This window comes from Streptomyces sp. NPDC020884 (assembly GCF_044333935.1).
Taxonomy (GTDB): Bacteria; Actinomycetota; Actinomycetes; order Streptomycetales; family Streptomycetaceae; genus Streptomyces.
Genome location: NZ_JBIRRY010000003.1, coordinates 481,717 through 506,636, shown reverse-complemented (window position 1 = coordinate 506,636; position 24,920 = coordinate 481,717). Strand labels below are relative to the sequence as shown.

22 protein-coding genes are annotated in these 24,920 nt (G+C 73.4%); 10 read left to right on the top strand and 12 right to left on the bottom strand.

Annotation, left to right across the window (positions count from 1 at the left end):
• The first annotated feature begins 191 nt into the window (after positions 1-191).
• Positions 192-818 carry a pyridoxamine 5'-phosphate oxidase gene (pdxH, locus tag ACH4UK_RS13270; RefSeq protein WP_398356129.1) on the top strand — a complete coding sequence of 209 codons (627 nt, stop codon included), beginning with the start codon at positions 192-194 and terminating at the stop codon, positions 816-818.
• A gap of 484 nt (positions 819-1,302) precedes the next feature.
• Complete coding sequence (locus ACH4UK_RS13265) at positions 1,303-2,778, top strand: PAS domain-containing protein (RefSeq protein ID WP_398356128.1); 1,476 nt, start codon at positions 1,303-1,305, stop codon at positions 2,776-2,778.
• Positions 2,779-2,824: 46 nt separating this feature from the next.
• Here ACH4UK_RS13265 and ACH4UK_RS13260 read toward each other — a convergent pair whose 3' ends face one another.
• The 5 genes from ACH4UK_RS13260 to ACH4UK_RS13240 form a co-directional block, all read right to left on the bottom strand.
• Positions 2,825-4,273, bottom strand: a complete 1,449-nt coding sequence (locus ACH4UK_RS13260; RefSeq protein ID WP_398356127.1) for a DUF4157 domain-containing protein — start codon at positions 4,271-4,273, stop codon at positions 2,825-2,827.
• Between the two features lie 205 nt (positions 4,274-4,478).
• Complete coding sequence (locus ACH4UK_RS13255; protein WP_398356126.1) at positions 4,479-5,687, bottom strand: ABC transporter permease; 1,209 nt, start codon at positions 5,685-5,687, stop codon at positions 4,479-4,481.
• A complete protein-coding gene (locus ACH4UK_RS13250; protein WP_398356125.1) occupies positions 5,684-6,487 on the bottom strand; it encodes an ABC transporter ATP-binding protein in 804 nt (267 codons plus the stop codon). Before ACH4UK_RS13250 ends, ACH4UK_RS13255 begins: the two co-directional genes overlap by 4 nt.
• Positions 6,484-7,542, bottom strand: a complete 1,059-nt coding sequence (locus ACH4UK_RS13245; protein WP_398356124.1) for an efflux RND transporter periplasmic adaptor subunit — start codon at positions 7,540-7,542, stop codon at positions 6,484-6,486. The genes ACH4UK_RS13250 and ACH4UK_RS13245 overlap by 4 nt, the downstream gene beginning before the upstream one ends.
• Positions 7,539-8,072 (bottom strand): hypothetical protein, encoded by a 534-nt coding sequence (locus ACH4UK_RS13240; RefSeq protein WP_398356123.1) that lies wholly within the window; start codon positions 8,070-8,072, stop codon positions 7,539-7,541. Before ACH4UK_RS13240 ends, ACH4UK_RS13245 begins: the two co-directional genes overlap by 4 nt.
• Positions 8,073-8,200: 128 nt before the next feature.
• Between ACH4UK_RS13240 and ACH4UK_RS13235 the strand changes: the two genes are divergently transcribed.
• Positions 8,201-8,890: a response regulator transcription factor gene (locus ACH4UK_RS13235; protein ID WP_398356122.1), complete on the top strand. Its 690-nt coding sequence runs from the start codon at positions 8,201-8,203 to the stop codon at positions 8,888-8,890.
• On the top strand, positions 8,887-10,083 hold the full coding sequence (locus tag ACH4UK_RS13230; RefSeq protein WP_398356121.1) for a sensor histidine kinase: 1,197 nt from the start codon (positions 8,887-8,889) through the stop codon (positions 10,081-10,083). Before ACH4UK_RS13235 ends, ACH4UK_RS13230 begins: the two co-directional genes overlap by 4 nt.
• Here the strand turns inward: ACH4UK_RS13230 and ACH4UK_RS13225 are convergent.
• Positions 10,071-10,826, bottom strand: coding sequence for an SIS domain-containing protein (locus ACH4UK_RS13225; protein WP_398356120.1), 756 nt, complete (start codon positions 10,824-10,826; stop codon positions 10,071-10,073). The two genes, ACH4UK_RS13230 and ACH4UK_RS13225, sit on opposite strands and share 13 nt — an antisense overlap.
• Before the next feature lie 245 nt (positions 10,827-11,071).
• On the opposite strand from ACH4UK_RS13225, the gene ACH4UK_RS13220 reads away from it, so the two are divergent.
• Both ACH4UK_RS13220 and ACH4UK_RS13215 read left to right on the top strand, forming a co-directional pair.
• A complete protein-coding gene (locus tag ACH4UK_RS13220; RefSeq protein ID WP_007454123.1) occupies positions 11,072-11,764 on the top strand; it encodes a metal-dependent transcriptional regulator in 693 nt (230 codons plus the stop codon).
• A 574-nt stretch (positions 11,765-12,338) separates the two neighbouring features.
• Entirely contained in the window at positions 12,339-13,205 is an 867-nt protein-coding gene (locus tag ACH4UK_RS13215) for an alpha/beta fold hydrolase (RefSeq protein WP_398356119.1), read from the top strand.
• Positions 13,206-13,229: 24 nt separating this feature from the next.
• Here the strand turns inward: ACH4UK_RS13215 and ACH4UK_RS13210 are convergent, their stop codons facing one another.
• The 3 genes from ACH4UK_RS13210 to ACH4UK_RS13200 are packed head-to-tail and all read right to left on the bottom strand — an operon-like array spanning position 13,230 to position 16,438.
• Complete coding sequence (locus ACH4UK_RS13210; RefSeq protein ID WP_398356118.1) at positions 13,230-14,867, bottom strand: transporter; 1,638 nt, start codon at positions 14,865-14,867, stop codon at positions 13,230-13,232.
• Entirely contained in the window at positions 14,864-15,691 is an 828-nt protein-coding gene (locus ACH4UK_RS13205) for an ABC transporter ATP-binding protein (protein ID WP_398356117.1), read from the bottom strand. The genes ACH4UK_RS13210 and ACH4UK_RS13205 overlap by 4 nt, the downstream gene beginning before the upstream one ends.
• Positions 15,692-15,751: 60 nt before the next feature.
• Entirely contained in the window at positions 15,752-16,438 is a 687-nt protein-coding gene (locus tag ACH4UK_RS13200; RefSeq protein ID WP_398356332.1) for a bifunctional DNA primase/polymerase, read from the bottom strand.
• A gap of 289 nt (positions 16,439-16,727) precedes the next feature.
• Between ACH4UK_RS13200 and ACH4UK_RS13195 the strand changes: the two genes are divergently transcribed.
• Positions 16,728-18,110 carry a transcriptional regulator gene (locus ACH4UK_RS13195; protein WP_398356116.1) on the top strand — a complete coding sequence of 461 codons (1,383 nt, stop codon included), beginning with the start codon at positions 16,728-16,730 and terminating at the stop codon, positions 18,108-18,110.
• 188 nt (positions 18,111-18,298) lie between these two features.
• Positions 18,299-19,906, top strand: coding sequence for a hypothetical protein (locus ACH4UK_RS13190; protein ID WP_398356115.1), 1,608 nt, complete (start codon positions 18,299-18,301; stop codon positions 19,904-19,906).
• 15 nt (positions 19,907-19,921) lie between these two features.
• On the opposite strand, the gene ACH4UK_RS13185 is transcribed toward ACH4UK_RS13190, so the two are convergent.
• Positions 19,922-21,193 (bottom strand): ABC transporter substrate-binding protein, encoded by a 1,272-nt coding sequence (locus ACH4UK_RS13185; RefSeq protein ID WP_398356114.1) that lies wholly within the window; start codon positions 21,191-21,193, stop codon positions 19,922-19,924.
• 174 nt (positions 21,194-21,367) lie between these two features.
• Here ACH4UK_RS13185 and ACH4UK_RS13180 point away from each other — a divergent pair, with 174 nt between their 5' ends.
• Positions 21,368-21,814, top strand: a complete 447-nt coding sequence (locus tag ACH4UK_RS13180) for a hypothetical protein (protein ID WP_398356331.1) — start codon at positions 21,368-21,370, stop codon at positions 21,812-21,814.
• Positions 21,815-21,842: 28 nt separating this feature from the next.
• Positions 21,843-22,739 carry a formyltetrahydrofolate deformylase gene (purU, locus tag ACH4UK_RS13175; RefSeq protein WP_398356113.1) on the top strand — a complete coding sequence of 299 codons (897 nt, stop codon included), beginning with the start codon at positions 21,843-21,845 and terminating at the stop codon, positions 22,737-22,739.
• 70 nt (positions 22,740-22,809) lie between these two features.
• On the opposite strand, the gene ACH4UK_RS13170 is transcribed toward purU, so the two are convergent.
• Positions 22,810-24,288 carry a zf-HC2 domain-containing protein gene (locus ACH4UK_RS13170; RefSeq protein ID WP_398356112.1) on the bottom strand — a complete coding sequence of 493 codons (1,479 nt, stop codon included), beginning with the start codon at positions 24,286-24,288 and terminating at the stop codon, positions 22,810-22,812.
• Positions 24,285-24,878, bottom strand: a complete 594-nt coding sequence (locus ACH4UK_RS13165; protein WP_398356111.1) for an RNA polymerase sigma factor — start codon at positions 24,876-24,878, stop codon at positions 24,285-24,287. The genes ACH4UK_RS13170 and ACH4UK_RS13165 overlap by 4 nt, the downstream gene beginning before the upstream one ends.
• Positions 24,879-24,920 lie beyond the last annotated feature (42 nt).

The following is a 24,920-nucleotide window of genomic DNA, read 5'->3' as shown; positions in this document are numbered from 1 at the left end:
ATTTCGGCAGGGCGTGGTTACGGCCCCTCGACGCCGGGCAGACTCGGCCACTGCGGCAGGATGGGGCCGTGCCCACACCTGATCACTCCGTGCCCACTCCGGATCGTGCTGTGCCCGCACCGGACCACGCCGCCCATCAGGCTCCTTCCGCAGGGCCTTCCCCTGTCGATTCCACCACCGATCCGGCGGCCATGCGCGAGCAGTACCGCTCCGAGGACTTCACCGAGCGCGACCTCAGCGCCGATCCGATGGACCAGTTCGCCCGCTGGTTCCGCGAGGTCGCCGTCGGCGGGGTGCTGCACGAGCCCAACGCGATGATCGTCTCCACCGCGACCCCGGACGGCCGCCCGTCCTCGCGCACCGTGCTGCTCAAGCAGTACGACGACCGGGGCTTCGTCTTCTTCACCAACTACGACTCCCGCAAGGGCCGCGAGCTGGCCGCGAACCCGTACGTCTCGCTGCTCTTCCCCTGGCATCCCATGGCCCGCCAGGTCATCGTCACCGGTGCCGCGTCCCGGGTCTCCCGTGAGGAGACCGTGGGCTACTTCCGCACCCGCCCGCACGGCTCCCAGCTCGGTGCGTGGGCCAGCGCCCAGTCCACCGTCGTCGGCTCCCGCGAGGAGCTCATCGGCCGGTACGAGGAGCTGGCCGCCCGCTACCCGGAGGGCGAGAAGGTCCCGGCCCCGCCGCACTGGGGCGGCTTCCGGGTGGTGCCGGAGACGATCGAGTTCTGGCAGGGGCACGAGAACCGGCTGCACGACCGGCTGCGGTATGTGCGGGAGATCGGTGAGTGGCGGGTGGAGCGGCTCTGTCCGTGATCCCTGGTCCCTGGTCCCTGGCCTCTGGTCCGTGACCCGTGATCCGGGAGCGGCGCGCGGGACGGGGAACGCAGAAACCCGCAGGCTCTGGTTCCTCCGTGCACGGAGGAGCCGGCCGGACTTACCGGCGAGCCTGCGGGTCGGTGACTGCTTGGGATTGGCCGGCGTCCGGCCTGCACTGCAGAAAGAGTGCGACGACGGGCGTCAGCCCGCAGTCACCTCACGAGTCCGAGAAGAAATCACTTCCTGAACACCTCCTTTCCTGTGTGCTCCACAGCCTAGGAGCGGCCCGGATCGCGGTTCAACCGATTTATTCGACGGCGGGATCCCGAGGCGCGGATCCACCGGGAGAACGCCCCCGGGCGAAATGATTTCGGCGAAGTTGATGTGTGCTGAGTCACGTTCGAGTTGAATGGTCTGACGTGCAGCAATACACGCGGCGACGCGTGGGAGAACAGCCGACACGTTCTGCGGGGGGTGCGGAGTGGGTGCTTCCAGGAGCAGCGGGACCACCGACGAGCTCGGACCGGACGAGGATTCCGGCGGCGGGCCACCGGGGTGCTCCGCGTATCCCGGGCCCCCGGCCGGCGAGGACGGGATCCCCGGCGCGCCCGCCGGGTCCGAGCTGCTGGCGGCGCTGCTCGACGGGATGGACGCGGCGCTGTGCGCCTTCGACGCGGGCGGCACCGTCACCCACTGGAACCGCGAGGCCGAACGGGTCCTCGGCTGGTCGGCGAGCGAGGCCGTGGGACGTACCGGCTTCGCGGGCTGGGCGGTGCGCCGGGCGGACGCGGACGAGGTCCAGGGGCGGCTGATGTCGGCCATGGGCGCGCCGGGGCGGCAGGTGCACGAGTTCGCGCTGCTGCGCAAGGACGGCGGCCGGGTGCTGGTGCGGACCCAGTCCGCCGGGGTGCGCGGCGCGGACGGGAAGCCGGCCGGGGTCTACTGCGCGTTCAGCGAGGTGCACGCCCAGATCGACCTGGAGCGGGCCATCGCGCTGAGCGAGGCGCTGCTGGAGGACGCGTCCTGGGGCGTGGTGCTCGTCGACGTCGACCTGCGCCCGACCGTGGCCAACGCGTACGCCTCCCGGGCGCTCGGCGGGGGCCGCACCGCCCTCCTCGGCCGCCCGCTCGGTGAGCTGGTGGTCCAGGGCGTCGAGGAGCTGGAGGCGGCCCTGCATCATGTGCTGGCCGAAGGCGCCCCGAGCGCCCCGGCCGAGTTGTGGGTGACCCTGCGCACGGCGGAGGGCGAGCGCCGCCGGTGCTGGCGCAGCGGGTTCCTGCGGCTGGCATCGCCGTTGACGGAGGAGCCGGTTCCGCTCGGGGTGGGGTGGCTCTTCCGGGATGTCACCGCTGCCAAGCTCGCGGAGCAGGAGGCCGACCGGCTGCGGTTCCGGACGAGTCAGCTGCACCGGGCCGCCCGTACGGCCTCCGAGTGCGAGGACCCGATGGAGGCGGCGACCTCCCTCCTGGACTTCGCGCTCGCCGGGTTCGCCGACCACGTCCTGGTCGACCTGACGCCGGGTGAGTGGACGGCGGGTGACCCGGTGTCGGGCGATCCGGCGGCGGGGGAGCGTCTGGTGCGTACCGCCGCGACCCCCTCGGACGCGCCCGGACCGTGTCTGCTGGTCGCGGGCGGCTCGGTCCCCGTCCGGTACGGCCCCGGGCACCCGGCCCTCCAGGCCGTCGAGCGCACCGGCTCGGTCCGTACGAGCGCGGGCGCCGGGGCCGCCGGAGACCCGGCCTGGGCGACCGAGCGCCGCTGGCCCCGGGACGCCGCCCACGCCCTGTGCACGGTGCTCCGGAGCCGGGGCCGGACGCTGGGCGTGCTGACGTTCCTGCGCGCGGCGAACCGGGCCGCCTTCGAACGCCCGGACACGGCGTACGCGGAGACGGTGGCGGCCCGGGTCGCGGGGGCCGTCGACCTGGCACAGGCGGTGCGGCGGGCGGCCGCCACCTGAGAGTCCTCCGCGGAGAACCTCTCCCGGGAGAGCCGCCCGCCGGCACTCAGTTCTGGAACGCGGCCTTCCGGAGCTTCGCGATCTTCATGGCCTCCGCCGTCCGCTGCGGCCCCTGCGGGAACCTCTGCAGGTGGGACGCCATGGCGACCGGGTCCTGGACCGACAGCAGGAACTCGGCGATCTCCTCCTTCGCGACCACGTCGCGGAACTCGCTCGCGGTCAGGGGGACCACCCCCTCCGCCGTCGAATCCCGCTGTTCGATCCCCACGATGTCGTAGGGCGCGCCCTGCTGCGCGATCCAGCCCTTCTCGGCACCCGTGGCACCCTTCACCAGGTACTTCCGCTTGATCCGGATGGTGAGCATGTATCCGTACCGGGCTTCGGACGCGAACTGTGCCGCTATCGCGGGGTCCGTGGAGAACTCGATCAGCTTCGCGGTCTCGTCGTTGCGGGTCTGGTTCTTGTAGCCCTCGACATGCTCGGGGTCGGGGCGGGTGGCGTTCTCGTCCGGAGCCTTGACCATCTTCGGGAGGCTGATGAACGAGCCGCGGATGATCTCGTTCTGGAGGTGTTTGCGCTGGGTGGGCGTCACGCCGCGCATCAGGACGACCTCCTGTTCGCTGTCCTCGGGCAGCGAACCGACCTGGTCCTCGGGGCTCAGGGCCGAGGCAGGATCCTCCGGGGCGACCCGCCGGCCGGCCGCCTGCGACTGCTCCTCGCCCTCCGTCATCCGCTGGACGGCACCGTGCGAGCCGTTCGCCGCTCCGCGCGGGGCGGTGACGGAGGGGGCGGTACGCACCCCGGCGGCGTAGGCGGCGCCGTCCTTCTCGGCCGCCCGCTCGGAACCCTGCCTCGGGTCGGTGACGGTGATCCCGGCGCCGTTGCCGTGACCCGTCTCGGGAACGCCCTTGAGGTTCTTGTCCACATGGCTCAGCTCGTGACCGATCAGCTTCTCGTCGCTCGCGGCGCCGGAGGAGAGGAAGATGTGGTTGCCGACGGTCATGGCCTGGGCCCCCATCGCCGCCGTGGCGCGCTGGGCCACCGGGCTGCTGTGGACGCGGGTGGAGGCGAGCGCGTCGTTCCGGTAGAACGCCCCGGCCTTCGCCAGCACCGAGGAAGGCAGCGGTGTGCTCGACGAGTTCATGGCGGAGGCCAGCAGGGCGCTCTGGCCTTCCGGAGTGGTGTCCGGCACCCTTCCGTGATCGTGGTGGAGGTGTTCGTCCTCCGTGGCGCGCGCGACACCGGTGCCGCCCGGGGCGCGCTGCACCCGGGCTTCCGGCGCGGGATGCCCGCAGTCGGGACCGTGCTGGTGCCGGTCCTGCGCCCCCTGGTGCCCGGACTGCCGCAGCATCGCGACCACCGTCCGGTTCCCGACACTCCTCTGCAGGCCGGGCATCCGCTCCACGGCGGTTCCGGCGGGTGCGGGCGTCGTGCGCGGGCGGCCGGGCGCCGACGACTTCCCCGCCGCGGTGTCGTCCTCACGGGCCAGTCTCATGCGTCTTCCTCCGACGATCACAGGCGGACCAACCACCTCACGCTCGCACGGAGTACGGGCAGGTTCCCAGGGCTCCGGGGGCAGACATACGGCACTCCCGGACCCCCCGGAGGGCCGCACCTCCTGCCCGGCGGGGTAGGTCTTTCCCCAGGGCAGGGGGTGCGGCCGGTTCGCCGCGTGCGTCCGGCAGTCCGCCGGAGCGTCGTCACGCCGCGTGCAGCGCCAGGGTCGGGGAGAGCCGGGACGCCCGGACCGCCGGGTACAGGCCCGCCACCGTGCCGATGACCAGCGTCGCGCCGAAGCCGCCGCCGACCGCCCACAGCGGGACCACCCAGGGCAGTTGGCCGGAGTGGGCGTAGACCCCCGTCGCCGCCGCGCCCAGTGCCACGCCCGCCAGGCCGCCCAGGCCCGACAGCATCAGCGACTCCGTGACGAACTGGATGCGGATCTGGCCCCGGGTCGCGCCCAGCGAGCGGCGCAGGCCGATCTCGTACCGCCGCTCCAGGACCGAGATGATCATGGTGTTGGCGACTCCGACGCCCCCGACGAGCAGGGCGATGCCGCCCAGCCCCAGCAGCAGGCTGCTGAACGCGCCCTCGGTCGCCGCCTTCGCGCGGAGCGCCGACGACGGGTCGGTGACCTTCACGTTCTGCGGGTTCCGCGGGTCGACCGTCGCCGCCATCACCTTGCGCACGTCCTGCACCGCCGCGTCCGTCGAGCGTTCGTACACCGACGTGGGGTGGCCCTCGAAGCCCAGCAGGCGCTTGGCGCCCTCCCAGCCGACCAGGGCGGAACGCTCGATCTCCGGCGCGAGCGGCAGCGGGGCGAGGATGCCGACGACAGTGAAGTACCGGTCACCCAGCCACACTTGCTGTCCCGGGGCGGTGATGCCCAGCCGCTCGGCCGACACCTGGCCGAGGACCACGGAGGGGTAGCGTCCGGTCGCGGCGTTCAGCCAGCGGCCGCTGCGGACCTCGCCGCGCAGGACGCGGAGCAGGTCGGCCGTCGTCGCCTTGACCGTGATCCCGCCCGTATCGCCCTCGTCGACCTTCTCGTTGCGCCGTACGGTCGCGTCCAGGTCGGCGGTCGCGCCGACGTCCTCGACGCCCCTGATCCGGCCCACCATCCCGACCGACTCCTCCGGCAGCTTGACGTCCTCCCCGGCGAACATCGACTCGCCGGGGGAGGCGACGAGCAGGTTGGTGCCCAACGTGTCGAGTTCGCGGAGGAGTTGGGCCTGGCTGGAGGCGGAGATGCCGACCACCGAGATCATCGTGGCGATGCCGATGGCGATGCCCAGCGCGGAGAGCACCACCCGCATCGGCCGGCTCCGCAGCCCCGCCGAGCCCACGTGCAGCACGTCCCGGGGGCCGAGCCGGGCCGCCCGCAGCCGTCCCCGGCCCGCGCGGCTCACCGGCCCGCCCCCGTCACCACGGGCGGTACGCAGGACGGATTCAGTACGTCCGCGACCACCTGGCCGTCCCGGACGCGCACCTCGCGCGGCAGCTCCCGGGCGATCTCCGTGTCGTGCGTGATGACCGCGATCGTGGCCCCCTCCCGGTTGAGGTCGCGCAGCAGCCGCATCACCGCCTCCCCGGACGCCGAGTCGAGCGCCCCCGTCGGTTCGTCGGCCAGCAGCAGCGCGGGCTCGCCGACCACGGCTCGGGCGATGGCCACCCGCTGCTTCTGGCCGCCGGAGAGCTGGTGCGGCTTGTGGTCCAGGCGGTCCGCGAGGCCGACCCGTTCCAGCGCCTCGGCCGCCCTGCGGCGGCGTACGGAGCGGGAGAGGCCCGAGTAGAGCAGCCCCTCGGCGACGTTGTCGCGGGCGCTGACGCCCGGGACCAGGTGGAACGCCTGGAAGACGAAGCCCACGTGCTGGGCCCGCAGCGCGGAGAGTCTGCGGTCCGAGAGCGCCGCCACGTCGTGGCCCGCGATGTGGACGGACCCGGCGGTGGGGCGGTCCAGGGTGCCGATGATGTGCAGCAGCGTGGACTTGCCGGAGCCGGAGGGGCCCACGATGCCGAGGAGTTCGCCCTCCTCGACGGTGAGGTCCACCCCGCGCAGCGCGGCGACCGGGCCGGGGTACTCCTTGGTGACGCCCGAGAGGGCGACGACCGTACGCGCACCGGGGCCGCGACCGGGGCCGGGGCCCGAGTCCGTGCCGGGGCCGACGTCCCTGCCTGGGCCCGGGTCCGTACCGACGTGACGGCTCATATCCTCGGCACCCCGACCTTCGTGCCCTCGCGCAGACCGCCGCCGGACACCTCGACCCGCCCCTCGGCGAACATGCCGAGCTCGACCTTCACCTGGCGGGACGCACCGCCCCGGACGACCTCGACGCCGAAGCCGCCGCCGGGCAGCGCCAGCAGCGCGTTCACCGGGACGGTCAGGACGTTCTCGCGGGTCTCGCCCGTCAGGTTCACCGTGACCGGCGACTGGTCGAAGCCGCCGACCTCGTCCGGATCGTCGAACGAGACGGTCAGGGTGACCTTGGGGGTGTCGTCCTGCGGGTCGTCGCCCTGCTTCGCGGTCCGGCCGACCGACGAGACCTTCCCGGGCGCGGTCGTGCCGTCCGGCAGCTCCACGGTGACCTTCGTCCCCGCCTTCGCCAACCGGCTCTCGGCGACGTCCAGCCGGAACGTCACGATGCGTTCGGAACCGGTCGTCTCCAGGACCGGGGCCCCGGGCTGGGCCTGCTCGCCCACGCCCGCGCCGACGCTCTTGATCCGGACCTTCCCCGGCGCGAACGCGACGTCCCCCGGCCCGACCTTCCCGGTCCGCTCCGCGTCGTGGGACTTCTGCCAGCGCTCGACGGCCGCCGCGGTCAGCTCCGTGTACTCCTGGTCCGGGGTGAAGCCCGTGTAGCCCAGCTCGGCGAGATTGCGCTCCAGCTGCTCCACGTCCCGGCCCTTGTCGCCCGGCTTCAGCGTCCGGTACATGGGCCCGGAGCCGTACATCAGGCGCACCGGCCGGCCGTCGATCTCGTACAGCCGCTCGTTCCGCTCCACGGTCGAGCCGGTGCGCGGCGTCCAGGTCATGGTGCCCGCCGCGCCCGCGTTGACCTTGCGCTCCTTGTCGTAGCCGAGCGTCCCGTCGGCCTGGGCGCTGTCGCGCAGGTCCCCGCGCTCGACCGGCGCGGTCGCCGGGGGCAGGCCGGTGTTCTTCGCCCCGCCGCTCTCCTCGCCGGACCCCAGCTGGGCAAGGGCGAGGGAACCGGCGGCCACGGCGAGCACCGCCACCGCGGCCGCCACGGCTCGTCCGCGCCTCATCGGCCGACGCTTTCGCACGCCTTGTTGGCCTTCTCGAACTTCTTCATGTCCTTCTGCTTCAGCGCGGGCGCCGCCTGCATCGCCCCGCCGTCGAACTTCGGGTCGGGCATGTCGAAGCCGTTCTTGCGCATGCACCGGGCGAAGGCGACCATCTTGTCCTTCTCGGCCTGTGTCAGCTCCTTCGGACCGCCGCCGACCGCCTTGTCCTCGCAGGCCTTGAACGCCTTCTCCATCTCCTTCTTGTCCATGGACCCGCCGTCGATGGTGATGCCGACGCCGTCCTGGCCCGGCTTCGGCTCGGGGATGTCCAGGCCCTGGTCACGCAGGCACTTGCGGTGCTCCAGCGCCTGGTCCTCCTTCGTCTTCTCGCTGTCGGACGCGGATCCGCCGTCCTTCGTCCCGCCGCCGCCCGAGCACGCGGTGGCCGTCAGGGCGAGGGCGGCGGCCAGCGCGCAGGCCGCCGCGAGGGAGCGCCCTCGCGAACGTCCTCGCGAACGCGCGGCGGTCCGGCGGGAAAGGGTCTGGTCCATGGGGGCTCCTCGTCGGGTTGCTGCCAGGCCGGGTACGAACGGCCCGAGCGTGCGCGAGGACGCGGTTTCGTTTCTCTCCGCCCGGATGCTTACACCGACGAAACACCGCTTTCGGGTACACAGAGCCCATGCGTGTGCTGGTGGTGGAGGACGAGGAATTCCTGGCGGGGATGATCGCCGAGGGGCTGCGGCGTGACGCCGTCGCCGTGGACATCGCCCCCGACGGCCCGGCGGCGCTGGAGAGGCTGCGGTTCGGCGCGTACGACGTGATGATCCTCGACCGCGACCTGCCCGGCCTGCACGGCGACGAGGTCTGCCGGACGGTCGTCGCGATGCGGCTGCTCACCCGGATCCTGATGCTCACCGCCGCGGGGACCGTACGGGACCGGGTGGCCGGCCTCGGCCTCGGCGCCGACGACTACCTGACCAAGCCGTTCGCGTACGACGAACTCCTCGCCCGGGTCCTCGCGCTCGGCCGCCGCGCCCGCCCCGCCCTCCCGCCCGTCCTGGAACGGGCCGGGCTGCGGCTGGACACCGCCCGCCGCCAGGTCTGCCGCGACGGCCGTTTCCTCTCCCTCTCCCGCAAGGAGTTCGCCGTGCTGGAAACCCTGCTGCGGGCCGAGGGCGCGGTCGTCAGCGGCGACGACCTGATCGAGGAGGTGTGGGAGCAGGACACCAGCTACCGCACCAACGCGGTCCGCGTCACCCTCTCCAAGCTCCGCGCCAAACTCGGCGCGCCCCCGGTGATCGAGACCGTCCCGGGGGCCGGCTACCGCATCGGGGACGGCCCCGCCGCGGGACCGGGGAGCGCCCGGTGAACAGTGAGCGCACCCGGCTCGCCGCGCTGTACGGCGGGCTGCTGGTGATGGCCGGCGTCCTGCTCATGGCCATCGTCTATCTGCTGGTCAGCGAGGGCGTGTACGCCAGCATCGTCACCGCCGTCGCCCCGACCGTTCCCGCCACCCGGCTGGACTCCGCCGCCGTCACCGGCCCCGCGCTGCCCACCTCGGACTGGGCGCGGGCCACGATGCTCGAACCCGGCCAGATCGCGGTCGCGCGGAAGGTCAGCACCGCGGCCGGGGACGCCGCGCTCAGCCAGCTGCTGACCGTCTCCGGGATCTCCCTCGCCGTCTACTCGGCGCTCTCCGTGGCCCTCGCCTGGTGGATGGCGGGCCGGGTGCTGCGGCCCGTCGGCGTCATCACCGCCCGCGCCCGCCGGCTCTCCGGCAGCAACCTGCACGAACGCCTCGCCCTGAAGGCCCCGCCCGGCGAGCTGAAGGAGCTGGCCGACACCTTCGACGGGATGCTCGACCGGATCCAGGAGCTGGTCGCCGCCCGGCAGCGGTTCGCCGCCAACGCCGCCCACGAGCTGCGCACTCCGCTCGCCGTGCAGCGGGCCGCCGCCGAGATCGGGCTGGCCGACGACCCGCCGCCCGAGAAGGTCGCCTGGATCCGGGACAAGCTCATCGACACCGCGGCCAGCAGCGAGCAGCTCATCGAGGGGCTGCTGCTCCTCGCGGTCTCCGACGAGGGTCTGCGGCGGCGGGAGAGGGTCGCCCTCGACGAGACCACCACGACGGTCACCGAGGCGCTGGCGGCCGAGGCGAAGGAGCGGGACATCACCGTCGAGGTGGCGGTCCGGCCGGTGACGGTCGAGGGCGACGCGGTCCTGCTGGACCACCTGGTGCACAACCTGGTCTCCAACGCGCTGCGCCACAACCACCCCGGCGGGACGGTCCGGGTCCGGGTCGGGCCGGACGGTCTGGAGGTCGTCAACACCGGGCCCGAAGTGGACCCGGCGACCGTGCCGCTGCTGTTCGAGCCGTTCCGCCGCGCGCGGGCCCGCCGCCACGCGCCCGGCGAGGGCGCGGGGCTCGGGCTCTCCATCGTGGCGTCGGTGGCGCGGGCGCATGGCGGCGAGGCCCGTGCGAGCGCCAACCCGGGCGGCGGGCTGACGGCCCGCGTCGTGCTGCCGGCGCACCCGCCGCAGGCCGCGGCTCAGTGGCGGTAGAAGATCCGGTCCCGGTACTCCGTCATGACCCGGCCGTTCCACTCGTGGCCGCCGTCGACGTTGCCCGAGCGCAGCATCGGCGGTTCGATGCCCCGGGCCACCAGCTGCTCGGCGGCGGCCGCCAGCATCGCCTGCATGATCGCGCTGGTCACCACGGTCGAGGCGGGGGCGAAGGGGGCCTCGATGCCGGGGGCCGTCAGCTCCGCGTCGCCGATCGCGATCTTGCTGTCCAGGACGATGTCGCAGTGGTCCCGCAGGAAGCCGCCCGAGGTGTGCCGGGAGCGGGTGTTCTCCGCGTACGCGACCGAGGTGAGGCCGATGACCTTCAGCCCGAGGGCGCGGGCGTTCTGCGCCATCTCGACGGGCAGGGCGTTGCGCCCGGACAGCGAGATGATCACCAGGAGGTCCCCGGCGGTGGCGGGGCTGGAGTCCAGGACGGCCGACGCGAGGCCGTCCACCCGCTCCAGCGCCGAGCCGAGCGTGGCGGGCATGACGTCCACGCCGACCGTGCCGGGCACGGTGAGCAGGTTCATCAGCGCGAGGCCGCCCGCACGGTAGACGACGTCCTGGGCGGCGAGCGAGGAGTGGCCCGCACCGAAGGCGAAGAGCCGGCCGCCGGACTCGACGGTGTCCGCGACGGCCGCGCCGGCGGCGGCGATGCTGCCCGCCTCCTCGTCGCGCACCCGGGTCAGCAGGCCGATCGCCGCATCGAAGAACTGACCGGCCAGCTTGCTGTCGCTCATCGGGGAGAGCCCTTTCGACGGGGGTGGGGCGGGGTGGTGCGGCGTGGCGTCCGGCAGGCCGGGAATGCCTGTGCCGCCGATCACGTTGCGGTCTGGACCAGTGGCCTGTCAATAGCGCCTTGCGACCCCGCCCGCACGCTCTTCCACCGGTCTTCCACCGGGGCGGCACGGTTGTCCCCGCTATGCGTCAGAATTGGTGCAGGGCCATCGCACGACGTTTTCTAGTCAGAGCATGAGGGGCACGTATGTCCGGACTGATCGACACCACGGAGATGTATCTCCGCACCATCCTCGAACTGGAAGAGGAAGGCGTGGTCCCGATGCGCGCCCGCATCGCCGAACGGCTGGACCAGAGCGGTCCGACCGTCAGCCAGACGGTGGCCCGCATGGAGCGCGACGGCCTGGTCCAGGTCGCGGGGGACCGCCACCTGGAGCTGACCGAGGAGGGCCGCCGCCTCGCCACCCGCGTCATGCGCAAGCACCGGCTCGCCGAGTGTCTGCTCGTCGACGTGATCGGCCTGGAGTGGGAGCAGGTGCACGCCGAGGCCTGCCGCTGGGAGCACGTGATGAGCGAGGCGGTGGAGCGGCGGGTGCTGGAGCTGCTGCGCCACCCGACGGAGTCGCCGTACGGGAATCCCATCCCGGGCCTGGAGGAGCTGGGCGAGAAGGCCGAGGCCGACCCGTTCCTGGACGCCTCCATGGTGAGCCTGGCCGAGCTGGACCCGGGCGCCGAGGGCAAGACCGTGGTGGTGCGGCGGATCGGGGAGCCGATCCAGACCGACGCCCAGCTGATGTACACGCTGCGCAGGGCCGGGGTGCAGCCCGGGTCCGTCGTCAGCGTGACCGAGTCGCCCGGCGGGGTGCTGGTCGGCTCCAGCGGGGAGGCCGCGGAGCTCGACTCCGAGGTCGCCTCGCACGTCTTCGTCGCCAAGCGCTGACACGGCGGCCGGCCCCGCGCCGGCCGCGGCAACACAACCGTGATGTGCGCTTTCCGTTTTCCGTCCGGAATCGCAGCGGCCGGACGCGTCGCGTGCCAGGCTGAGGACTGGCAGGGGACCTGGGGGTGTCGGCCGGCCACGGCCGGCACGGTCGGGGAGGGAGCAGGGAATGCGCCCGTCGTATCGTCACGCGCACCGCACGGTGCCCGTCGCGCTGCGGAATGCCCTGATCCCGGCTGATGCGGGGCGGTTCGCGCCGCCGTCTGCCATCGTTGTCGACGCCGTCGGCCGTCCCCGGACAGGGGGCGGCCCCGGCGTCCGAAGACGCCGGGGCCGTTCCTCCCCCGTGCTGACCCGGAGCCCCGAGCTCTCGAGGTCAGTTCCCGCGGGCCCCTGTCCCCGAGCGGCCCGCCTCCCGCTGAAGATCTCCCCAGGCCGGTCGGCGTCAATCCTTGACGGGTGTCACTCGAACGTGGGGTGTTGGGTGGCGGAACCCCGTTTTCGAATAAGAGTTCGATAGCCTGGCGGGGCGCGACCACACGGTGATCGAGGACCAGAAGGGGGTGCCAGGACTATGGTGCGGCGCATCGATGTGACCGGAACCGACGGTGTACGCCTTGCGGCATGGGAGTTCGCCGACCCGCCCAAGGGGCGCGCGGAAGCGGACGGCGCGCCCGGGGTCTTACTCCTGCACGGGCTGATGGGCCGGGCCTCGCACTGGGCCCCGACCGCCCGCTGGCTCGCCGAGCGGCACCGCGCGGTCGGCCTCGACCAGCGGGGCCACGGCCGCAGCGACAAGCCCGCCGACGGCCCGTACACCCGCGACGCCTACGTCTCCGACGCCGAGGCCGCGATCGAACAGCTCGGGCTCGGCCCGGTCACCGTCGTCGGCCACGCCATGGGAGCGCTCACCGGCTGGCAGCTCGCCGCCAAGCGACCCGACCTCGTCCGCGCCCTCGTCGTCTGCGACATGCGGGCCTCCGCCCTCGGGGCGGCCTCCCAGCGCGAGTGGAGCGACTGGTTCGACTCCTGGCCGCTGCCCTTCGCCACCCTCGCCGACGTCCGGAAGTGGTTCGGCGAGGACGACCCCTGGGTCGAGCGGCCGAACCCCTCGCGCGGGGAGTTCTACGCCGAGGTGATGGCCGAGAGCGAGGACGGCTGGCGCCCGGTCTTCTCCCGCCGCCAGATGCTCCGCTCCCGCGCCACCTGGGTCTTCGACGCCCACTGGGAGGAGCTGGCTCAGGTCCAGTGCCCCGCCCTGGTGCTGCGCGGCCTCGACGGGGAGCTGGGCCGTGCCGAGGCCCAGGAGATGGTCCGCGTCCTGCCGCGCGGCCAGTACGCGGAAGTGGCGGACGCGGGCCATCTCGTCCACTACGACCAGCCGGAGGGCTGGCGGGCCGCCGTGGAGCCGTTCCTGGAGCAGCTGAGGGCCGTCCCGTAGGCGTAGCGGTGGCCGTCGGGCGGTTCAGCCCTTGCTGACCGCCGCCAGGATCTCCGGCAGCCGGTTCGCCGTGCGCGGCGCGGCGATCCGCAGCCCCGCCCACCCGATGAAGGCCCCGTAGAGCAGCCCTCCCGGCACCATGAACCACAGCGCGTCGTGGTGGTCCGTGATGTGCATCCAGACCGTCGGGACGATCACCGGCGCGGCCAGCAGCGCGGCGGCCAGCATGCCGCCGAGGATCGAGATCCAGGCCAGACCGCCCTGCCCCGGCACCACGTTCTTGAACGCGCCCTCCTGCGGGATCGAGTACGGGAACAGCGCCGAGGCCACCGCCCCCGTCGCCAGCATCGAGCCCAGCAGCGCGAAGGACAAACCCAGCGCCCCCGGCAGCGACCGCCAGTCACCGATCACCGCCGCCGTCACCAGACACACCACGAGCGTGAACGGCAGGGTGAGCAGCAGCAGGACCAGCGCCCGCGCCCGCAGCTCGACATACGCGTCCCGGGGCGAGGAGATCGTCAGCGCCACCATCCAGAAGGCCGAGGTGTCCTGGCCGAACTGGTTGTACATCTGCATGCCGAGCATCCCGGCGGCGAAGCACGCGAAGTAGACCGAGCCGGTGCCCTGGACCGCGTTGAGCAGCGGCACGATCGCCCCGATCGCCAGCGCCGTCACCCAGGCCGCCTTGGTCTTCGGGTCCCGGGCCACATACCGCAGGCTGCGCTGCATCACCGTGCCCGTACGGCCCTCCGGCAGCAGCGCCGACAGCCCGCTGCGGCCGGACTCCTCGCGGGCCGGCTCCGCCGCCGCCAGCGTCGAACCGTCCGGCGCGGTCATCAGCTTCACCAGGCTCCGCCGCCACATCCACATCAGCGCCGCCAGGGCCGCCACCGTGATCAGCAGCTGGAGGACGGCGACCCCGTAGGAACCCTCCGAGGCCGCCTGCACCGCCCCCACGGCGGAGGCGCCAGGCAGCCAGCGGACCACGTCCCCGGCGGGTTCCAGCGCGGAGAGCCCGCCGGACTGCCCGAGCCGCTGGGCGCCGAAGTTGACGAACTGGATGCCCACCGCGATCACCAGCCCGCTGAGCACCGCGAGGTCGCGGCCCTTGCGGGAGTTCAGCAGCCGTACGTTGGCCGTGGCCACCGCCCGGGACAGCGCCACGCAGAGCAGCATCGTCAACGGGACCGCGAGCACCCCGAACACGACACCGGCCGCCCCGTGCGCCAGCGCCAGGACCGAGCCGACCACCAGGCACAGGGTGAACAGCGGGCCGATGCCGATCATCGAGGACACCAGCAGGGCCCGGATCAGCGGCTGCGGCCGCAGCGGCAGCATCACCAGCCGGGTCGGGTCGAGCGTGTCGTCGCCGCTGGGGAAGAAGAGCGGCAGCACCGCCCAGCCGAGCGCCACGACACCGGTGAGCAGCACCACGACCGTGCCCGCGTGCTCGTTGCCGCGCAGCAGCACCAGGCCGAGCACCTGGCCCGCGGCGAGCAGCAGGGTGACGACGAGGGAGGCGATGAACGCCGCCTTGCGCCCGGAGGACTGCCGCAGCCCGTTCCGCAGGAGCGTCAGTTTGAGGGTGACGAAGATCGGGGTCAGGCCTGTCGTCGGCGCGGCCGGTGCGGCGGCGGTGACCGGGGCGTCCAGCACGCTCATCGGGCGCCGCCCAGCCAGTCGAGGGAGTCGCCGGCGTCCCGGCCGCCCGCGCCGACCAGTTCGAGGAAGGCGCTCTGCAGGGAGGGGGCGTCGCCACGCACCTCGGCCAGCGTGCCCTGCGCCTTGATCCGGCCCGCCGCCATCACGGCGACCCAGTCGCACAGCGACTCGACGAGCTCCATCACATGGCTGGAGAAGACCACGGTCGCCCCGGACCGGGTGTAGCGCTCCAGCACGCCGCGGATGGTCTGCGCGGAGACCGGGTCGACGCCCTCGAACGGCTCGTCCAGGAAGAGCACTTCGGGGTTGTGCAGGAGAGCGGCGGCGAGGCCGATCTTCTTCCGCATCCCGGTCGAGTAGTCCACGACCAGCTTGTGCTGCGAACCCGCGAGATCCAGCACGTCCAGCAACTGGGTGGCCCGCTTGTCCACCTCGTCGCCCGGCAGTCCGCGCAACCGTCCGTTGTACGCGAGCAGTTCGCGCCCCGAGAGCCGTTCGAAGAGCCGCAGCCCCTCCGGCAGCACCCCGATCCGGGACTTCACCTCGACCGGGTCCGTCCACACGTCGTGGCCCGCGACCTCGATCTTCCCCATGTCGGGCCTCAGTAGCCCGGTGACCATCGAGAGCGTCGTCGTCTTGCCCGCCCCGTTCGGCCCCACCAGCCCGATGAACTTGCCCGCGGGCAGCTCCAGATCGATCCCGGCGACGGCGACCTGTTCCCCGAACCGCTTCCACAGCCCCTGTACGCGAACGGCGGGCCGCGCCTCGTCGGCACCGCCCGTCGTCGCGTCTGTTTCCGTACGTGCAACCGCCCGGTCCGGCATGGCACAACCTTTCGATATCCCCGCGTGGTGGGGACCACCCTACGAAAGGCCCCTCGCGTCCTACGAGGTCCGGGCTCGGGCGTCGGCCGCCTCCCGGGCGCAGGCGTACGCCAGCGGGCTGACCAACTCGTCCACATCGGGCAGCCAGCGGTTGGCGTGGGTGGGCTTGCGGGCCCACTGCACGGCCCCCCGGCCGCCGACCCGGGTGGGCGGAGCGGCGACGTAGTGGCCCTCGCCGCGGCCGGTCAGGTCGATCGCCTCGGCGTTCCAGCCGAGCGTGCGCACCAGCTCGGAGACCTTGGCGGCGGCCCCCGGCAGCACGAAGAACAGCACCCGGCGGTCGGGCGTGCAGGTGACCGGGCCGAGGGTCAGGTCCATCCGCTCCATCCGGGCCAGCGCCAGGAAGCCCGCGGACTCCGGGACCTCCAGCGCGTCGAAGGTCCGGCCGGTCGGCAGCAGCACCGAGGCGCGGGGCTGCCTGGTCCACATGCGACGGGCCGCCGCGCCGCTGCCGGTCGCCTGGCCCGCCCAGTCCGGCCGGTCGGCGTGGGCCCCGGGCAGGGCGCAGCCGGCGTCGCCGCACGAGCAGCGCTCATGACCGTCCACCGCCTCCAGCCAGGTGCCGGGGAACACGTCCCAGTGACGCTCTTCCGCATACCGCACCGCGGCGTCGAGCAGATGCTCGCCCCGCTGCTGGGGGACCTGTGCGGCTTCCGTGACTCCGATGGGCTCTTCCACGACCAGCACAACTCCCGTCGTCACCTGGGGTTACGGCCTCCCCTGAACCCGGGCCCGGTGCATCGATCCTGCACGCGGGGCGCATCGGTGCACGGGCGGGGGCGCGCATGCGGTGTCGCACCGGAGGAGGGGTAACCACCCCCAGGACCGCCGCCCCGGGCCGCTCCCGGCCGCCGCGACGGGACAACGCGCCATGTCCGTACCGAATGCCGATGGAATATGCGCATTTCTTGTGTATGTGCCGGGCAGTGATCCCTTCCACCGATCACTGCACATAACCGATATTTCAGGGGGACATATGGCTGCAAGGCCTCTCGTAGCCCGCCAGCCCAACGAACGGCTCCAGACGCTCATCCAGGAAGCCGCCTGTTCCAACGCGGGCCTCGCGCGCCGGGTGAACATGGTCGGGGCCGAGCGGGGTCTCGACCTGCGGTACGACAAGACCTCCGTGGCCCGTTGGCTGCGCGGACAGCAGCCCCGGGGCCGGGCCCCGGGGATCATCGCCGAGGCGCTGGGCCGCAAGCTCGGACGTACGGTCACGATCGACGAGATCGGCATGGCCAACGGCAAGAACCTCGCCTCCGGCGTCGGCCTCCAGTACGCGCCGACCGTGGCCGGGGCCGTCGAGCAGGTCTGCGAGCTGTGGCGCAGCGACGTGGGCCGCCGCGATCTGCTCACCGGCTCGGCGGTCGCCGCGTCCGCACTGGTCGAGCCCAGCCGGGACTGGCTGATCTCGGGCCCGGACGCACAGGTCGAGCGGGCGGCGGGGGCCCGCGTCGGGATGTCCGACGTCGAGGCGGTGCGGGCGATGACCGCCGCGCTGACCGACCTCGACCACCGCTTCGGCAGCGGCCATGTGCGGCCGGTGCTCGTGCACTACCTCAACAGCGTGGTCTCCGGGCTGCTTTCGGGGGCGTACCGGGAACAGGTGGGGCGGGAGCTGTTCGGCGCGGTGGCCCGGCTCACCGAGCTCGGCGGCTACATGGCGGTCGACACCGGCCAGCCCGGCCTCGCCCAGCGCTACTACATCCAGGCGCTGCGGCTCGCGCAGGCGGCCGGCGACCGGGCGTACGGCGGCTATGTGCTCGCCGCCTCGATGAGCCATCTCGCCGCCCAGCTCGGCAACCCCCGCGAGATCGCCCAGCTGGCCCGCGCCGCGCAGGAAGGGGCCCGGGGACAGGTCACCCCCCGCGCCCAGGCGATGTTCTACGCGGCGGAGGCCCGCGGACACGCGCTGCTCGGGGACGCCAGGACCTGCCAGGCGGTGGCGGGGCGGGCGGTCGCCGCGCTGGAGCAGGCGGGCCCGGAGTCCGGCGACGACCCGGTCTGGATCGCGCACTTCGACGCGGGCTATCTCGCGGACGAACTGGCCCACTGCCACCGGGACCTGGGGCAGTCGGAGGCGGCGGCCCGGCGGGCCAAGGAGGCGCTCGCGGCGCTGCCGGAGACCCGGGCCCGGCGCCGGGGCATCGCGCTGGTGCTGCTGGCCTCGGCCCAGGTGCAGCAGCGCGAGGTGGAGCGGGCGTGCCACACGGGGACCCGGGCGATGGAGCTGCTGGCGACGGTGCGCTCCAGCCGGGGCGCGGAATACCTCGAGGACCTCCAGCAGCGGCTCACGCCCTACGGCGAGGAGCCCGCGGTGCGGGAGTTCGGCGAGCGCCTGGAGCTCCAGGCGGCCTGAGGGGTGCGCCGTCGCCGATGCGGTCCGGGCCGGGTTCCTGGCGGTCCGGCCGTTAACAGCGTCGTGGGGCCGGTGGGTGTTACCCACCCTGTGAAGGGGGCGTGAGGGGCGCCACGCGCTTGGCGGAGGCGGGCGACCACCCGATAGCGTGAGCCGACGATTCCGTAGGTTCACACGTAGGAGTCCCGGTGACGCAGAGCGGACAGGGCGGCGAGCAGCAGCTCCCCGCCGCACGACCCGCGCACGAGGGTGTCGTGCTGCCTGCCGACGGCGGAGCCCCCTGGACCCCGGGGGCGCCGGCCGGGCAGGGCGAGCAGGCGGCGCCCTCGGGTGGCCAGCCGTGGGGGCAGCCCTGGGGGCCGCAGTCCGACGCGCAGCCGCAGCCGGACCAGCAGGCGCAGGGGCACTACGGCTACCCGCCGGCGCAGCCCCTGCCGCCCGCGCAGCAGTCGCCGGGCCCGGAGGGCTACCAGCAGCCGGGGGCGTACCAGCAGCCGTCCCGGCAGCCCGCCCCCTACGCGCCGCAGCAGCTGCCGCAGCCGCCGTCCCAGCAGCCCGGTGGCTACCCGCAGCAGTACCCCCAGCAGCAGCACGAGCCGTACCAGCAGCAGCCGCATCAGCAGCAGCCGCACCAGCCGCATCAGCAGCAGCCACACCAGCAGCACCAGCCGCAGCCGCACCAGCCGCAGCCGTACGCGCAGCCGCTGCCGCCGGAGGCCGGGCCGGGCGCTCAGGGTGTGCCGGGCGGTGACGCGGACGCCACGCAGTACATCGCGCCCGTCCCGGGCGGTCCCGGCCCCGTGGGGCCCCCGCCGGGCGGCGGGGACGCCGACGCGACCCAGTACATACCCCCGGTGCCCGGAGGGGCCCCGTACGGGATCAGGCCGGGCGCGCCGGGGGACCGGCAGCCGCCCGCGGAGTTCGACAACCTGTTCCGCACGGAGGAACCGGCGGGCGCCACGCAGCAGATGCCGCAGTTCGACGCGGGGCGGCAGCAGCCCCCGCAGCCGTACCAGCAGCAGGGCTACCAGCCCCAGCAGCAGCCCCAGGGCGGCCAGTTGCCGCCGCAGGACCCCGGGGGCTACCAGTCCGGCCTCGAGGGCTTCCAGGGTCGCGCCGAGCAGGACGGGCCGGTCCCGCAGCAGAGCGGCGAGGCTCCGCGCCGGCGGTCCGCGCATGTGCCGCTGATCGCCGCGGTCGTCGTCGGCTGCGCCGTCATCGGACTCGGCGCGGGCGCGCTGATGAGCGGCGGCGACGATTCCGGCAAGGACGACAAGGAGCCGGTCGCCGCGCAGAGTTCACCGGTCGCGGACCCCACCACCAAGGCGGCGCCCGACCCGGCGAAGCCGCAGGCCGAGGGGCTGGACAAGCTGCTGGCCGACAGCAACAACAGCCGGGCCGCGGTGATCGGCGCGGTCGAGAAGATCAAGTCCTGCAAGGACCTGGACCGGGCGAACACCGACCTCAAGGGCGCCGCCCAGCAGCGCCGTGACCTGGTGACCCGGCTCGAGGGCCTGACCGTCGACAAGCTCCCGGAGAACGCGGCGCTGACCTCCTCGCTGAACCGGGCGTGGAAGGCCTCCGCCGCCGCCGACGAGCACTACGCCACCTGGGCGCGGCAGGCCAAGAAGAACAAGTCCGTCTGCAAGGGCGGCCAGGCCCGGTCGACGAACGAGACGGCCAAGGCCAACCAGCAGAGCGGGGTGGCCACCCAGGCCAAGCGGGAGGCGTCCAAGCTCTGGAACGCGATCGCGGTGAAGTACTCCCTCACCGAGCACACGCCCACCGAGCTCTGACCCCCGGGACGGGCCCTAACTCCGCGGGGCGTCCGTCAGGGCCTCGGCGACGTCCACGAAGCCCTTCCGCTGGGCGGTGAGACGGCCCTCGCGGACCACCTGGAACGTCACCTTCGTGTTGACGATGCGCGGGTAGCTCAAGGTGCCGACCAGGTCCTTGAAGCGCCAGCGGAGCGTCGGGGTCAGTCCGCCGGTGTCGACCTCGACGCCCCGGTTGAGGGCGGCCACGACCCGGCCCGACGTGACGTCCTGGTCGCCGATCGCCCGGACGGCCGCCCGCAGCGCCGTGTACGCGATCCACGTCGTCTGCACGGCGGTGTCGTCCGGGTCGATGCGGTTGTCCCCGAAGGCGTACTTCCCGACCACCTCGCGCATCTCCTTCCAGCGCGCGTTCCGCGCGTCGGGGTACCAGCCGGTGACGTAGGCGCCCTCGAAGGGGCTGTTCCGGCCGCCCGTGCGGTCGATGAGGGGCTGACTGACGCTGCCGAGGACGGAGGAGACCCTGACCCGCTCGCCGTCCGCCTCCAGGCGGCGGAAGGAGTCGAAGAACGTCTCCGTACGGGCGCCGAGCACCGCCGTCACACAGCTGCCGTCGGACCGCTCCAGCGCCTTCGTGGCCTGCTCGTCGTAGGACGTGGCGTCCAGGGGGGCCACGATGTCGGTGGAGGCGGGCCGGCCCGCGGCCAGCAGCCCGTTGTTCAGGAGCGGCGGCATGCCGTCGCCGCCGATCGAGTCGGGCCGCACCAGCGAGACCCGCTCGCAGCTGCCGCCCAGCTGCCGCCCGTGACCGGCCAGCAGCGCCGACTGGCCGCCGTTGACCGGGTAGGAGAGGTAGCTGCTGAACTCCTCGGTGGAGGCGCCGTAACCGCCGATGTACGGGACCCCGCCCGCCTCCAGCGCGGGCATGAAGCTCTGTCCGTGGCGGCTGTACGAACCGACGACGGCGGCCACCTTCTTCTCGACGGCCTCCCGCGCGCACCGCTCGGCGCCGATCGCGGTGTCGCCCTCGTCGCAGACGATCACCCGCAGTTCGCGCCCGTCGATGCCGCCGGTGTCGTTGACCCAGCGGGCGTAGGCCTCGGCCATCGCGGGCACCCCGGCCATCTTCACCGCGTTGATGTCGTCCGACCGGTCGGGCGCCCAGGTCATGACGGTGACGTGCTCCCTGGATCCCCCCGAGACCCCAGGGAGCACGCCACAGCCGGACAGCAGTACCGCCCCCGCCACCGCCGCGCTGATGATGCCCGGGAAGGGGCGGGAAGAGGTGGGGCGTCGCCGTCCGGTCATGGACCAGGACTTTTCCGGTCTCCGGGTAACGGCGCGGTGTGCCGTCCTCAACGCACGGTGACGTCCAGGTGAATTGCGGGGGCCCGTGCGGGGACGGTGTGAAGGAACGTACGATCGACGACCGTGCAGCAAGGTTCGGAGAACTCTTCCCGTCGCGGCCGTCGCTCCTCCACCATGGGCGGCATGCCGCTCACTGACATGCCGTGGTGGCGCTGGCGCACCAACGTGCGCTCGGCGTTGCACATGCTCTCCGACCCCACCTTCCACCACGAGTGCTGGCTCGCCGGCCGGGAAGGGTACGGGGACGTCACCGACGCCGTGTACCGCCTGGTCGAGGACACCTGGCTCGACAACTGGTCCGCCGAGAAATACATCGGCACCATATTCAGGGACTCCGCCGAGGCCGCCGCCGTGGACACCGCCGCCCTGCGGGTGCTGCGGATCATGCACCAGGTCGGCGCGGACGCCCCCGTCTCCGCCTATCTGGAGCACCACGGCTGGCCCGAGGCCGTCCACGCGGCCCGCGAGGCCCATGTGATGCTCGCCACCAATGACGCGGAGGATCCGGACATACCGCCGCGCTCGCTGGATGTCATCCGCATCATGACCAGAGCCGCCTGAGGGCGGGCCGGTGTGGCACCCTACGGGGATGACCGCGCCGCAGCCCGCCTCCTCCGCCGTCCCGGACACCGACCTGTCCGAGCAGTACGTCCTCACGCTCTCCTGCCCCGACAAGCAGGGCATCGTGCACGCCGTGTCGAGCTATCTCTTCATGACCGGCTGCAACATCGAGGACAGTCAGCAGTTCGGGGACCACGACACGGGTCTGTTCTTCATGCGCGTCCACTTCTCGGCGGAAACCACCGTGACCGTGGACAAGCTGCGCGCCAGCTTCGCCGCGATCGGCGAGGCCTTCCGGATGGAGTGGCAGATCCACCGGCCCGCGGAGCGCATGCGCATCGTGCTGATGGTCAGCAGGTTCGGCCACTGCCTCAACGACCTGCTGTTCCGCTCCCGCACCGGGGCGCTGCCGGTCGAGATCGCGGCCGTCGTCTCCAACCACACCGACTTCGCCGAGCTCGTCGCCTCGTACGGCGTGCCCTTCCGGCACCTCCCGGTGACCAAGGACAACAAGGCGGAGGCCGAGGCGCGGCTCCTGGAGCTGGTCCGCGAGGAGGACGTCGAGCTGGTCGTCCTGGCCCGCTACATGCAGGTCCTCTCCGACGACCTGTGCAAGCAGCTGAGCGGCCGGATCATCAACATCCACCACTCGTTCCTGCCGAGCTTCAAGGGCGCCAAGCCCTACCACCAGGCGCACGCGCGCGGGGTGAAGCTGATCGGCGCGACCGCGCACTACGTCACCGCCGACCTCGACGAGGGCCCGATCATCGAGCAGGAGGTCGAGCGCGTCGGTCACGACGTGACCCCCGACCAACTGGTCGCCATCGGCCGGGACGTGGAGTGCCAGGCGCTGGCGCGCGCCGTGAAGTGGCACGCGGAGCGGCGCATCCTGCTCAACGGCCGCCGTACGGTGATCTTCGCGTAGCCCGCGGACGCAGGGCCGTCGGACCGGTGTCGGCCGTCGGGCCCGGTGTCAGAGCCGGTTGTGCCCGGCGTCAGAGCCGGCTGAGCGCGGCCGTCGCGAACAGCACGTCGCGGATGGCCTCGCGGTCGCCCTCCTGGCCCGCCGCCGCTTCCACCGGCGAGATGTGCCCGGCGACGAGCCGGCAGAACTCGACCCCGTCCAGGGCCACCTGCGCCACCGCGCGCTCGGGCGAGCCGACCGCGGCCGGTGAGTCCAGCGCGATGTACCAGTCGCCGCCGCCGTGGCCCTCGATCTCCAGATGGAGCGAGCGGCCCGGCGCCCCGGCCGTGACGAGGTCCTTCGCCGGTCCCGCCAGTCCGGCGCGGCGGCGCTCCGCGAGGGTCGCCGGAAGCATCCGGGCCGCCAGGTCGATCATCCGGTGCAGATGGGCCGCGGACGGGGCCTGGTACGGGTAGTCGACGGCGTCGGCGATGTCCCCGCCGTGCACCCAGCACTCGAAGGCCCGGTCCAGCAGGGCGTCCTGCAGCGGCAGGGCGAAGGTCCCGTAGGAGACGGAGGCCTCGGCGACGTTCCGCCCGGCGAAGGACGCCGTGCGGATCAGCTCGTGGCTCTGGTCCCGCCAGGGCTCGCGGACGGCCCGGGTGGGCGGCGGCCCCGTCGCCGCCCAGTAGGCCTCGGTGCGCTCGGTGGGATCCAGCGGCACCGTGCCGCCGCCGAGGGGGTCGTCGAGCCCGAGCGCGGCCGACAGCAGTCCGTCGACCGCCGTCAGATGGCCGATCACGCCGGCGACCGTGGTCCTGCGGCTGACCGCGCGCTCCTCCTCGAACCACCGCAGGCGCACCGGCGCGTGCCACTCGGAGTCCCCGATGTCGCGCAGCAGGGCGTCGAGCCGGGCGGTCTCGGCGTCGTACGGGGCGGCCCACTCGGGCACCGGGATCCGGGCCGGGCGGCGGCCCAGGCAGCCGTCCATCACCCGGGACCGCAGCGTCGGGTCGAGGTCCAGGGAGCCATCGGTGTGCAGCAGCCCCACCGCGTCCCGCAGCCGCAGCGCCTCGTCGGCGCACGGGGCGCACGCGGTGAGGTGGACCTCCACGGCGGCGGTCTCCTCGGCCGAGCAGGCGGACAGCGCCCAGGCGCCGAGCAGGGCCTTGAGGACCTGGTGGGGGAGAGCCTGGTCGGCGGTCATGACCAGCTCCGCGGCGAGGTCCGGCCCGGTCGGGGGCTCCGGCTCGGGCCCGGGTGTCGGCTCGGGCTCCGTGCCGGGGTCCGGCTCCGGCCCGGGTGTCGGTACGGGCCCACGATCCGGCTCCCGGTGACCTCGGGCCGGATCAGGGGGCCCCGGGGCGAAGGGCCCCGGAGCGTCGCCCGACGCGGACGGCGACTGCTCCGGCACGGCCTCGTCCGGGGCGGTCCCGCCGGGCGGCGCCAGGGGCGGCAGCGGCACGGACGCCAGGTCGAGATCGTCCGCCGCCCCGCGCGGGCCCGGTATCCGGCGGGCGCCCCGCACCTCTTCCTCGCCTCCATCGCTCTCCCGTCCGTCGCCGCTCACCGGGCCCGTCCGTAACCGGGTGGCGAGGACCCCTCGAGCGGGCGGGCGTTCGCGGTGGAGAGCAGTTGGAGCCCCAGCCGGAGCCGGCGGCGGGCCTCGTCCTCGGTGACCCCGAGATCGGCGGCGGTCTGCCGGTAGTCCCGGCGGTGGATGTACGCCAGCTCCAGCGCCTGCCGCAGCGGCGCGGGCATCGAGGAGACGATGTAGTCGGCGCGGGCGGCGGACGTGGCGCTGCGCACCCGCCGCTCCAGCTCCTCCGGGTCGGGCACCGCGCCCTCGCCGTGCTCCGCCGCGTAGGAGGAGGCCGCGGCGCGGCGCAGCCGCTGGACGGACTGGCGGTGGGTGAGCCGGGCGACCCAGGAGCGCATCGAGCCCTGCTTCGGGTCGTAGGCCTCGGGGTTCTCCCAGACCTGGGCGAAGACCTCGCGGGTCACCAGGTCGGCGGCGTCCTCGTCGTCGAGCATCCGGTGCGCCTGGCTGTGCACGAGGGCCGCGAACCGGTCATAGAGCTCACCGAGCGCCGCCGCCTCGCCGCGGGCCAGCCTCTGCTGCATCCTGCGGTCCCAGCGGGGTGCCGTGTCCTTCGCCATGAAACCCCCAGCCCCCGGCGCCTGTGCCCAGTTCCGTGATCC

Coding starts and splice junctions, on each gene's coding strand:
- ACH4UK_RS13225 (WP_398356120.1), bottom strand. CDS start 10,826: ATGAGCGACAGCAAGCTGGCCGGTCAGTTCTTCGATGCGGCGATCGGC.
- ACH4UK_RS13210 (WP_398356118.1), bottom strand. CDS start 14,867: ATGAGCGTGCTGGACGCCCCGGTCACCGCCGCCGCACCGGCCGCGCCG.
- ACH4UK_RS13250 (WP_398356125.1), bottom strand. CDS start 6,487: ATGAGCCGTCACGTCGGTACGGACCCGGGCCCAGGCAGGGACGTCGGC.
- ACH4UK_RS13240 (WP_398356123.1), bottom strand. CDS start 8,072: ATGGACCAGACCCTTTCCCGCCGGACCGCCGCGCGTTCGCGAGGACGT.
- pdxH (WP_398356129.1), top strand. CDS start 192: ATGCGCGAGCAGTACCGCTCCGAGGACTTCACCGAGCGCGACCTCAGC.
- ACH4UK_RS13235 (WP_398356122.1), top strand. CDS start 8,201: ATGCGTGTGCTGGTGGTGGAGGACGAGGAATTCCTGGCGGGGATGATC.
- ACH4UK_RS13205 (WP_398356117.1), bottom strand. CDS start 15,691: ATGCCGGACCGGGCGGTTGCACGTACGGAAACAGACGCGACGACGGGC.
- ACH4UK_RS13245 (WP_398356124.1), bottom strand. CDS start 7,542: ATGAGGCGCGGACGAGCCGTGGCGGCCGCGGTGGCGGTGCTCGCCGTG.
- ACH4UK_RS13195 (WP_398356116.1), top strand. CDS start 16,728: ATGGCTGCAAGGCCTCTCGTAGCCCGCCAGCCCAACGAACGGCTCCAG.
- ACH4UK_RS13215 (WP_398356119.1), top strand. CDS start 12,339: ATGGTGCGGCGCATCGATGTGACCGGAACCGACGGTGTACGCCTTGCG.
- ACH4UK_RS13185 (WP_398356114.1), bottom strand. CDS start 21,193: ATGACCGGACGGCGACGCCCCACCTCTTCCCGCCCCTTCCCGGGCATC.
- ACH4UK_RS13180 (WP_398356331.1), top strand. CDS start 21,368: ATGGGCGGCATGCCGCTCACTGACATGCCGTGGTGGCGCTGGCGCACC.
- ACH4UK_RS13220 (WP_007454123.1), top strand. CDS start 11,072: ATGTCCGGACTGATCGACACCACGGAGATGTATCTCCGCACCATCCTC.
- purU (WP_398356113.1), top strand. CDS start 21,843: ATGACCGCGCCGCAGCCCGCCTCCTCCGCCGTCCCGGACACCGACCTG.
- ACH4UK_RS13165 (WP_398356111.1), bottom strand. CDS start 24,878: ATGGCGAAGGACACGGCACCCCGCTGGGACCGCAGGATGCAGCAGAGG.
- ACH4UK_RS13260 (WP_398356127.1), bottom strand. CDS start 4,273: ATGAGACTGGCCCGTGAGGACGACACCGCGGCGGGGAAGTCGTCGGCG.